This window comes from Moorena sp. SIO4G3 (assembly GCF_010692305.1).
GTDB classification, from domain to species: domain Bacteria; phylum Cyanobacteriota; class Cyanobacteriia; order Cyanobacteriales; family Coleofasciculaceae; genus Moorena; species Moorena producens_A.
In genome coordinates this window covers 1-9,574 of the sequence record NZ_JAAHIG010000337.1, presented here as the reverse complement: position 1 = coordinate 9,574, position 9,574 = coordinate 1, and the positions used below count along the sequence as shown (strand labels likewise).

At 44.2% G+C, this 9,574-nt stretch carries 10 protein-coding genes and 1 pseudogene; 2 read left to right on the top strand and 9 right to left on the bottom strand.

What is annotated here, in order from left to right:
* The 4 genes and pseudogenes from F6J99_RS35605 to F6J99_RS35590 all read right to left on the bottom strand — a co-directional run.
* A pseudogene (locus F6J99_RS35605) lies at positions 1-299 on the bottom strand (hypothetical protein); the annotation flags it as partial.
* Positions 300-540: 241 nt separating this feature from the next.
* Positions 541-1,263 carry a hypothetical protein gene (locus tag F6J99_RS35600; RefSeq protein ID WP_293120266.1) on the bottom strand — a complete coding sequence of 241 codons (723 nt, stop codon included), beginning with the start codon at positions 1,261-1,263 and terminating at the stop codon, positions 541-543.
* Between the two features lie 252 nt (positions 1,264-1,515).
* On the bottom strand, positions 1,516-2,721 hold the full coding sequence (locus F6J99_RS35595; RefSeq protein WP_293120264.1) for a pentapeptide repeat-containing protein: 1,206 nt from the start codon (positions 2,719-2,721) through the stop codon (positions 1,516-1,518).
* A gap of 151 nt (positions 2,722-2,872) precedes the next feature.
* Positions 2,873-3,007: a hypothetical protein gene (locus F6J99_RS35590; protein WP_293120268.1), complete on the bottom strand. Its 135-nt coding sequence runs from the start codon at positions 3,005-3,007 to the stop codon at positions 2,873-2,875.
* 278 nt (positions 3,008-3,285) lie between these two features.
* Between F6J99_RS35590 and F6J99_RS35585 the strand changes: the two genes are divergently transcribed.
* Together F6J99_RS35585 and F6J99_RS35580 are read left to right on the top strand one after the other, a co-directional pair.
* Positions 3,286-3,438, top strand: coding sequence for a hypothetical protein (locus F6J99_RS35585; protein WP_293120262.1), 153 nt, complete (start codon positions 3,286-3,288; stop codon positions 3,436-3,438).
* A 20-nt stretch (positions 3,439-3,458) separates the two neighbouring features.
* Positions 3,459-3,839: a hypothetical protein gene (locus F6J99_RS35580; RefSeq protein WP_293120260.1), complete on the top strand. Its 381-nt coding sequence runs from the start codon at positions 3,459-3,461 to the stop codon at positions 3,837-3,839.
* A 43-nt stretch (positions 3,840-3,882) separates the two neighbouring features.
* On the opposite strand, the gene rpsJ is transcribed toward F6J99_RS35580, so the two are convergent.
* From rpsJ to F6J99_RS35555, 5 genes are all read right to left on the bottom strand, one after another.
* Positions 3,883-4,191, bottom strand: coding sequence for a 30S ribosomal protein S10 (rpsJ, locus tag F6J99_RS35575; RefSeq protein WP_198954346.1), 309 nt, complete (start codon positions 4,189-4,191; stop codon positions 3,883-3,885).
* 107 nt (positions 4,192-4,298) lie between these two features.
* Positions 4,299-5,528 (bottom strand): elongation factor Tu, encoded by a 1,230-nt coding sequence (tuf, locus tag F6J99_RS35570; protein ID WP_075904453.1) that lies wholly within the window; start codon positions 5,526-5,528, stop codon positions 4,299-4,301.
* Between the two features lie 23 nt (positions 5,529-5,551).
* Positions 5,552-7,627 carry an elongation factor G gene (fusA, locus tag F6J99_RS35565; protein ID WP_293120258.1) on the bottom strand — a complete coding sequence of 692 codons (2,076 nt, stop codon included), beginning with the start codon at positions 7,625-7,627 and terminating at the stop codon, positions 5,552-5,554.
* Positions 7,628-7,770: 143 nt separating this feature from the next.
* The gene (gene rpsG / locus F6J99_RS35560) at positions 7,771-8,241 is read right to left on the bottom strand and encodes a 30S ribosomal protein S7 (RefSeq protein WP_293120256.1); all 471 of its coding nucleotides are present in this window, start codon (positions 8,239-8,241) and stop codon (positions 7,771-7,773) included.
* An 871-nt stretch (positions 8,242-9,112) separates the two neighbouring features.
* A complete protein-coding gene (locus tag F6J99_RS35555; protein WP_293120254.1) occupies positions 9,113-9,256 on the bottom strand; it encodes a hypothetical protein in 144 nt (47 codons plus the stop codon).
* Positions 9,257-9,574 lie beyond the last annotated feature (318 nt).

Here is a 9,574-nt window from a genome sequence, read left to right as displayed (position 1 = left end):
CAGCCGTATTGAGTCTTGAGAGGTATGGATTGAGTCTGTACCCATGATCCACCGTGAAATGACAATGAATCATGTGTTCCAGGTAAGGACAACTCACTCAGACGAAGAGTTCCTGATACTCCACTCATCCAGTTGGGATTTTTATAGTCAATGCTCGGAGCATCTGAATATCCACCATTTGACTGAACCAAAGTATCTTGAGATATACTTACAAATAACAATATTGCTGCAGCAATCACACCTTTGATTAGTCTAGATGTTTTCAATTTAGCAAACACAGTTTTTTTTTCAAACTCCAATACTTAAGCGGGGCAAACGCATTTTATAGCGCTACGCGCCAGGCAAGAGGCAAAAGGCAAAAGGCAAAAGCTTACTAAACAGCTTTTCAGCTTTTATCAATGTCCTAAGCTTAATGCGTAGTGCTATATTTTGGGAAGGCAGGCGGGGGAGGATTTCAGCAATCGAGTCCTGTTTTTAATGAATTGATGAAATCCTTACTGGATCAGGGTTTTGGAATTTAGATGCGTTTGCCCTGAATACTTAGGTTTTCTGCCAATCTTCCAATGCGCCAATTACAAAACTAGCTGCGGGATGATTGAGGGATTGCTCTAAAGCTTTAACACTTCCTACTTGTAAAGCACTGAGTATTTTAGCGGTCAAAGTGGGATTGCTATCTATGCGCTGTATCACTTCAGTAGCTAATGCCATTTTCCCCGTAGTTGCCTCGGTGGAATAAGACTTTTCTAACTGTTTGAGTAATGCTTGAATTTCTTCTGCAGCTTCAGTGAGGCTTTGTTGCTGTTGGGATGAAACTACATTCTCCTGGGAAGCTTGCATTCCACCGTACATTGTTCCACCACTCATGTTTTGAATAATTCCACTATTTTCGTTGTAATTACCATTGCCCATATGAAAATTGCGATCGCCAGTCATAATTGTATCTCCTTGATAATTTTCAGTGTAATCACCTGCTACATATCTAGCATCAATAAAAGCAAACTCATCTGTTTTTTCTGAAGCAACTTCGCTAATTCGTTTTTCAATAAAACTATTTACACTAGGGGGTAAATGATGGATATTCCCTGACCACAATTTTAAACCTCTATCGTACCTTTCATAGTAATCGTTTTTAAAGTTTTCCCGATTTTCCTGAAATCGAATAAGATTTTCAGAAACTTTAACTTGAATAAAAACCCTTTCTCCTTTTTTTCCAAGAGCTACAATATCGAAAGGTTGATCATAGTCTATAGACATTTCTTGCAAAACAGTTAGGGCTAATCTAGGATTAATATCTTTCTCGTGATAAAGTTCAACAGTTTCTAGGATGTACCTAACAAAATTTACAAAGCCACCTTCTATAAATTTACCCCTAGGTGGCATTTGGTCACGCTTATCTCCGTTAACCCATTTTAAATAAACGTAATCACAAGCAATTCCATCAAGCTTGGTACTTTCGGTAATAACCCAATCTTGGATACAACTTCCAGTTAAGTTAGCACCTCTTAAATCTGCTCTTTAAAAATTAGTTCTTACTAAGATAGCTCTGGATAAATTAGCTCCCTGTAGATTGGCTTGGTAGAAATCTGCATCGATAAAACTGGCATTTTCTAGTTTTGCTCCCTGTAAATTAACGTACCGTAAATCTAAACGATCAAAATTTTTATTTTGTCCTTCACCAGTAATTAGTAATTGCCGTACTTGTGAATTTTGGATATAAGTGGTTCCGGCACGAGCTAGGTCGAGTTTTTTGGTTTTATTAAAGTTGGTACGAGTTAGAATAGCTTCTCTAAAATCTGTACTTTTAAGAGTAGTTCCAGTAAAATTCGCATTGGTTAAGTTAGCCCCTCGAAAACTGGTACCTCTGATGCTGGCAAAGGCGATAGCACATGAGCGTATCCAACGGTTTTTTTGATCTCCTTTCAAAGCACGCCATCCAATATAAGCACCAAGCAGCGTTACAGTTAACATAATAATGTTAGCAAAGATAAGGGCTCTGGCTCCGGGTTCTGCTCCTTTGATGTTAAAGCCAAGCTCTCCAACAGGAATAGTAACTTTGGTGGTAACGATAACGATAGTAGCTACAATTCCAAATATGCCAACGATAACGCCATTGTTATTGTCAGGAAGGACTGCTTTGTTCATGGCAAGCACAATGGCTTCGACAATCATTCCACCGAAGGTAACACCTCCGGCTGCACAATAGATAGTGAGAAATATAATGCCTGGGTAAATGATTTTTCCTCCTCCAAAACTTGTTTCGATGTAGAGGTGAATCAAGGTTACGGTTATACCAACGAGCATGCCTAGGGCTCCGGGAAATACAAAGATTGCCAAACCGATTAATAAATCCAGCGAAAAAGCGATAATATATAAGGCTATATACAAAAAAAATACTGAACTAATAATCGTAAATTTGTTTTCAATATTATCAGTATCAGTAATAAAATTTACGAGCAATAAACTAGTCAATCCAGTAATATTCACTGATATTCCTAACATCAGCCATGAGGCTATTACCAACATAGCTCTCCAATGTTTTGGAATCCCTGCTTTAGCATCCGTGAAGTTTGTATTTTGAAGTTGAGCACCAGTGAAATCCGCACCTGCGAGATTGGCACCAGTGAAATCTGCACCTGTGAGATTGGCATTAATAAATTTATAAGACTCAAGGTTTTTATCTTTAAAAGACCGCCCTTGAAGATTTTGATTGGAATAGTCCATAATGTTATTCTTCTTTATATGAAAAAATGTGGCCGTTGCTGAATTACGGCATGAATGAGGGATAGACAGGTATGTGCTTTGGTGGCACCGGCACCTGCCAAAACTTCAGGTAATGCACTAACAGTCGTATCGAATGCTTCAGTATTTCTACTTACAGAGAAGAATACAAAGTCTTGGGATGTATAGCACTACGCATTAAGCTTCGGACATTGTCTTGATGCAGTCGCTCATGGGGGTTTCCCCCAAGACCGCGCTGCATCGCTCCTAAACTCCGAAACTTAGTCATAGCTTACTTTTGACTTCTGACTTCGAACCTTTCTGACTTGTGCGTAGCGCTATATCTTTGGGATTGGCTGCTAAAATCAAGATTCTTTTGATCGCACTCTTTATGAAATTTATGAGGCATACTTCATAAAGATACAATTGACAACTGTATGATTTCGGAAAATTTATACAAATTTGCCGTCAAAGATTACTAATCTGCAGTGGTGAACAGCATTTGTGTACTTGTGCATTGCTCCGGTGTAGACTAGGGCGCTGTTTATGGCGTTGCTTAATAATGGAATGATTTTAAGAGTGAGGTGGAATAGGCATCTTGCCGTAGAATGGGCATCTTGCGTGGAACTGGCATCTTGCGTGGAACTGGCATCTTGCCAGTTTCAATATATTTTCGGGCGGGCAGGATGCCCACTCTACGAATATTCATTCAAAGACTGACGCAACGCCCTGTTGATAATATGATTAGCTCCACAGCTGTAGCGGATAGCATCTATCAAGGTGCCGCTGCGGACTTCATACAGAATCTCCTGCTCTGCAAGCACTCGTGCCTTAATGCGGTGGTGTCCGTCGCCAGGGTTCTTGTTCTCGCCATCATCAAAAACCACTGGTGGCTGATGCCGCCCTGGTTGACTGACAACCAAAGGCGATTAACTATCTTCTTTTATAGGGTTTATCGCAGTTATGAGGTACAGTCTTCTTTGACGTTGATTCCCTGTCTTGATGCAGCGCATCGCTATTGCCTATTCCCTCTTCCCATCCTGGGAAGGGTTAGGGGTGGGTTCTTCTTCCCTGTTCCCCGTTCCCTGTTCCCTAAAATCCAGAAATTGTGTACCTCATAGCTATGATAATTACTATATCAATGATTACCGGGACTTTAAATACTTAAAGTTTAACTTCAATATCAACTCCAGCAGGCAAATCCAATTTCATCAGAGCATCAATAGTCTTTGAAGAAGGCTGATAAATATCAATAATCCGTTGGTGGGTGCGTGTTTCAAAGTGTTCCCGAGAATCTTTATCAACGTGAGGCGATCGCAAAACACAGTAAATACGACGTCGAGTGGGTAAGGGAATTGGGCCAATAGCTGTAGCATTTGTGCGGTTTGCTGTATCTACAATCTTCTCACAGGAAGTGTCCAGCAAGCGTCGATCAAAGGCTTTTAGTCGAATCCGAATTTTCTGCTGTTGAATAGTTGCCATTTTTTTAATTTTCTAGGTTCTTTTGTTAGCGTAAATAAACATGAATAAAGAGCAGAGAAGCTAGAACTTCCCTGCTCCTACTCTATAGTAGAGTACTGCTATTCGAGAATCTTGCTGACCACACCTGAGCCGATGGTGCGACCACCTTCACGGATAGCAAAGCGCATACCTTGTTCAATCGCAATCGCGTTGATCAGGCTCACCGTCATTTTGATGCGATCGCCTGGCATCACCATCTCAGCTGTAGAGCCATCGTCAGCAGTAAAGGCATCAATAGTGCCAGTCACATCAGTGGTTCGTACATAGAACTGAGGGCGATAGCCGGAGAAGAAGGGAGTATGACGTCCACCTTCTTCTTTCTTCAGGACATATACCTCAGATTCAAACTTGGTGTGAGGGGTAATTGAACCGGGCTTGGCAAGTACCATACCCCGCTCAATGTTCTCTTTTTGGATACCCCGCAGCAGTAGTCCAACATTGTCTCCAGCCATCCCTTCGTCTAGGGTCTTCTGGAACATTTCCACACCAGTTACGGTGGTGTTACGGGTCTCTTTAAGCCCGATGATTTCTACCGTCTCACCAACTTTCACCTTACCCCGCTCGATTCGACCGGTGGCAACAGTTCCCCGACCAGTGATGGAGAAGACATCTTCCACTGCCATCAGGAATGGCTTATCCACATCCCGCTCTGGTGTGGGAATATATGAGTCTACATTCTCCATCAGTGATAGCACCACATCAGTCCACTCATTGTCACCTTTGCCAATGCTTGGATTCTCGGTCAGGGCGTTTACAGCCATTAAAGCTGACCCAGCCACAATCGGGATATTGTCCCCGTCAAAGTCGTATTCGCTCAACAGTTCCCGAATTTCGAGTTCTACTAGCTCTAGGAGTTCTTCATCATCTACTTGGTCTTTCTTATTTAAGAAAACCACGATGTTAGGAACTCCCACCTGCCGAGCTAGGAGGATATGTTCTTTAGTTTGTGGCATGGCACCGTCAGCGGCAGAAACCACCAGAATTGCCCCATCCATTTGCGCCGCACCCGTGATCATGTTTTTCACATAGTCAGCGTGGCCTGGGCAATCCACGTGGGCATAGTGGCGATTTTCGGTTTCGTACTCCACATGGGCAGTATTGATGGTAATCCCCCGTGCTTTTTCCTCAGGAGCTGCATCAATTTCCTCGTAGTTCCTCGCTTTTGCCTTCCCTTGAGCCGCCAATGTCATAGTAATAGCAGCAGTTAGGGTAGTCTTGCCGTGGTCTACGTGACCAATAGTGCCAATGTTAACGTGGGGTTTATTCCTTTCAAACTTTTCGCGTGCCATGAATTACATGTTCCTTTTTTTTGTTATGCGTTCCCTTGATTCTTAGCAATGATGGCTTCTGCCACATTGCGAGGTACTTCATCATAGGTTTTAAACTCCATAGAGAAAATACCCCGACCTTGGGTCTTAGACCGGATATCCGTAGCATAACCAAACATCTCTGCTAATGGAACTTTAGCAGTGACTTTGGCAATGCCGTCTTCAGAACCCATACCTTCAATCTGGCCACGGCGGGAGTTGAGGTCACCCATGACATCCCCAAGGAAGTCTTCCGGCACTTCCACCTCAACTTTCATCATAGGCTCTAGGAGTACTGGGGCAGCCTTCATCACAGCATTCCGCATGGCCATAGAACCAGCAATCTTAAATGCCATTTCTGAAGAGTCTACGTCGTGATAAGACCCATCTAGTAGGGTAACTTTCACGTCGATCACTGGATACCCTGCTAGAATTCCCGATTCACAGGCTTCCTTCATCCCTTGTTCAGCAGGAGAGATGTACTCTCTCGGTACAGAACCACCTACGATCTTGGAGACGAATTCAAAACCACTACCAGTATCTCCTGGTTCCAATTCAACAATAACGTGACCGTACTGACCTTTACCGCCACTTTGACGGATAAATTTACCTTCCGCCTGGACTGATTTACGAATCGTCTCTCGATAGGCTACCTGGGGAGCGCCCACATTCGCTTCTACCTTAAACTCTCGCAGCATCCGGTCTACCAGGATTTCCAAGTGCAGCTCACCCATGCCCGCAATCACGGTTTGGTTGGTTTCTGGGTCAATGCTGACACGGAAGGTAGGGTCTTCTTCAGATAGGGCTTGGAGGGCTTTGGATAGCTTCTCCATATCCTGCTTGGTTTTTGGCTCTACTGCCACCGAGATCACTGGTTCTGGAATAAAGAGGGATTCCAAAATAATGGGAGACTGTTCGTCACAAATAGTATCCCCAGTGATAGTATGCTTTAAACCAACGGCAGCACCCAAGTCTCCAGCCCGCAACTCCTCTACTTCAATGCGGTCATCAGCCTTCAAGACAATCAACCGAGATATCCGTTCCTTCTTACCCTTAGTGGAATTGAGGATATAGCTCCCCTTCTTGAGTACCCCAGAGTATACCCGCAGGAAAGTTAGGCGACCATAGGGGTCTGCCATAATCTTGAATGCCAGAGCTGACATAGGAGCCTCGTCATCAGCCACCCGCTCGACGGTTTCACCCTTAGGCATAGTACCTTGAATTGGCGGAACATCAATCGGAGCTGGTAAGTAATCAATAACCGCATCCAACAGCAGCTGAACCCCTTTGTTCTTGAATGCAGAGCCACACAACATAGGAACGATTCTGCCCTCAATGGTTCCTTTGCGCAGGGCTTCACGAATTTCCTCTGCCGTGATTTCCTCTCCTTCAAGGTACTTCTCAATTAACGCCTCGTCAGTTTCAGCCACCGATTCCACTAGTTTGGCACGGTATTCTTCGGCTTGCTCTTTGACCTCTTCAGGAATTTCTGTATCTTCGATGTCAGTTCCCAAGTCATTGGTGTATATCTTGGCTCGCATCCGCACCAAGTCAACAATGCCTCTAAATTCGCTTTCACTACCAATCGGGATTTGGATGGGAACAGCATTGGAGCGCAATCGGTCACGAACTTGCTCGTAGACCTTGAAGAAGTTTGCTCCTGTGCGGTCCATTTTATTAACAAAGGCAATTCGAGGTACCTGATAGCGGTCTGCTTGCCGCCAGACGGTTTCAGACTGAGGCTGGACACCACCTACAGAGCAAAACACAGCAATCACACCATCCAATACCCGCATGGAGCGTTCCACTTCAATGGTGAAGTCAACGTGACCGGGAGTATCGATAATATTAATCCGATGCTCTCGCCAGTTGGTGCTAATCGCAGCAGCAGTGATCGTGATTCCCCGCTCCCGCTCTTGGTCCATCCAATCAGTTACAGCTGTACCTTCATGGACTTCACCAATTTTGTGAACAATTCCGGAATAAAACAGGATTCGTTCAGTTGTTGTTGTTTTGCCCGCATCAATATGAGCTGCAATGCCGATATTGCGTGTTTTCTCAAGCAGGATGGTGCGTGCCACGGTTACCTCCTTTGTCTGGTGCCACCATTTCCTCACCAGGTAGCTATCTATTTACAATTTTATACTTTTTTTAAGTTTTTTTAGGCATTTGTGGACATTATCCTATAGCTACCAGGTTCTTGTTCTAGGCTTTTTAGGATAACTTAGTACCGATAGTGGGCAAACGCTTTATTTGCCTCTGCCATTCTATGGGTTTCTTCACGCTTGCGAATGGCATTTCCCGTTTCATTGGCAGCATCCATTAGCTCATTAGCCAATTTGCTAGCCATGCTGCGACCGGAGCGAGTTCTGGAGAATTTAATCAGCCAGCGTAGGGCTAGAGTAGTCCCTCGCTCAGCCTTGACTTCCATCGGAACCTGATAGGTTGCCCCACCAACCCGGCGAGCCTTAACTTCTACGAGAGGCGTCAGGTTACGCACAGCTTTTTCAAAGGTTTCTATGGGATCAGATCCAGTTCTTTCTTCAATGATTTTCATTGCGTCATAGATAATTCGGTAGGCAAGGGATTTCTTGCCATGACGCATCAGTCTACACCCCAACATACAAATCAGGCGACTGTTGTAGAGTGGGTCAGGGGGGACAGGACGCTTTTTAACAACTGAGCGACGAGACATAAGTAAGCTTAAGAAAAAATCAACAATACAGTTTACTATTAAAAATTACCCAAGGCAAATAACTACACTCCTGTGATTAACCCTAGTGTGATTAACCCTGGTGTGATTAACCCTGGTGATACAGTTAGCTTTTGACACTCCCGTCGCTAAATCGAACCCGCCCCGCGTCGGGCAAAGCCCGTAGATTATAGCGTTCGCTTAGCGGCTCCTAGGTCGCTGGGATTTTTAAGAATTTTACACTCTTAATGGCTGAGCCAAACAGCCTCTAAACCCTCCAATAAAATTATTGGGCTTACTTTTTAGATTTTTGGTTTATGCTTGATTCAGAGGCTTTTCAGCTTGCGCACAAACCGCTACTCTTTCGAGCACATTAATTATTAATAATGCTCAGATTATCAAGGAAGGGCAACAGTTCTAGTCTCCAATTCCCAAGGGTCAGAAGTTACCGTAAAAATAAGGCAGCCTTTATGGTTGGTCGGCTATGGGTAAAAGGGTTAAAACTTTATGATTAAGGCTGCCTTATTTTAAGGTTTCGTCTCCGGGCTGTGTGGGTCACCTGCGGGATCACTTTATACGCCCGGTCTTCCGCGCTTGTCTAAGGGCTATAACGGAAGTCCCCTTGGGGTTTAGATGGGCGTGGGTGAAAACACAGCAACTCTACTGCTGAAAGTCTCTTACTTTGACACTCCCCGCTTTAAAAAGACGGGGATTCCTAGATCTACGACCGGCCTTAAACCTCCGTGTCCAAATGGCAATATCTAAACCATTATCCCGTCAAGACCAAGAATCTAGTTCAGTTCACGAAAGACCCAGCGGGCTAGTCTCGCGATAGCGTTTAGCAACAAGATTGGAAAGTGCCTTATAAAGTCCGTTACTTTCCCGTTTTACTTGGTTTCGGCGTGCCCCGCCGTACCATTTTTCTCTCAAGTTGTGATCTGGCTGGGTTCACACACCAATTGTTAGTTGATGATTGGGTTTTTAGCGATGCAGCAAGGGAACAGGGGGTTTCCCCCACTCGCGCTTTGCATCAAGAAAGGAGGACTTTCCCTACCCTCCGGGCATTACTACTTTTAGGTCAAACAATTGCGGGTCTCTCTCCCGGTTGTGCCTCGGTTTTTCAGCCTGTACCCATATCTAAATGATACTTTAGCGCAGGTATTGTCAACCTTTTTGATGAAATTGCATCTAGGCGACTTTAGTCGCTAACTGGCTTTCATCCCGGAGACGAAACCTTAAAATAAGGTTTGAAGTTACCGTAAGGAGAGTGGAGCCTTAATCATAAAGTTTTAACCCTTTTACCCATAACCGACTAACCATAAAGGCTCCACTCTCC

Coding starts and splice junctions, on each gene's coding strand:
- F6J99_RS35595 (WP_293120264.1), bottom strand. CDS start 2,721: ATGGACTATTCCAATCAAAATCTTCAAGGGCGGTCTTTTAAAGATAAA.
- F6J99_RS35580 (WP_293120260.1), top strand. CDS start 3,459: ATGATTAGCTCCACAGCTGTAGCGGATAGCATCTATCAAGGTGCCGCT.
- tuf (WP_075904453.1), bottom strand. CDS start 5,528: ATGGCACGCGAAAAGTTTGAAAGGAATAAACCCCACGTTAACATTGGC.
- F6J99_RS35585 (WP_293120262.1), top strand. CDS start 3,286: ATGATTTTAAGAGTGAGGTGGAATAGGCATCTTGCCGTAGAATGGGCA.
- F6J99_RS35590 (WP_293120268.1), bottom strand. CDS start 3,007: ATGACTAAGTTTCGGAGTTTAGGAGCGATGCAGCGCGGTCTTGGGGGA.
- rpsG (WP_293120256.1), bottom strand. CDS start 8,241: ATGTCTCGTCGCTCAGTTGTTAAAAAGCGTCCTGTCCCCCCTGACCCA.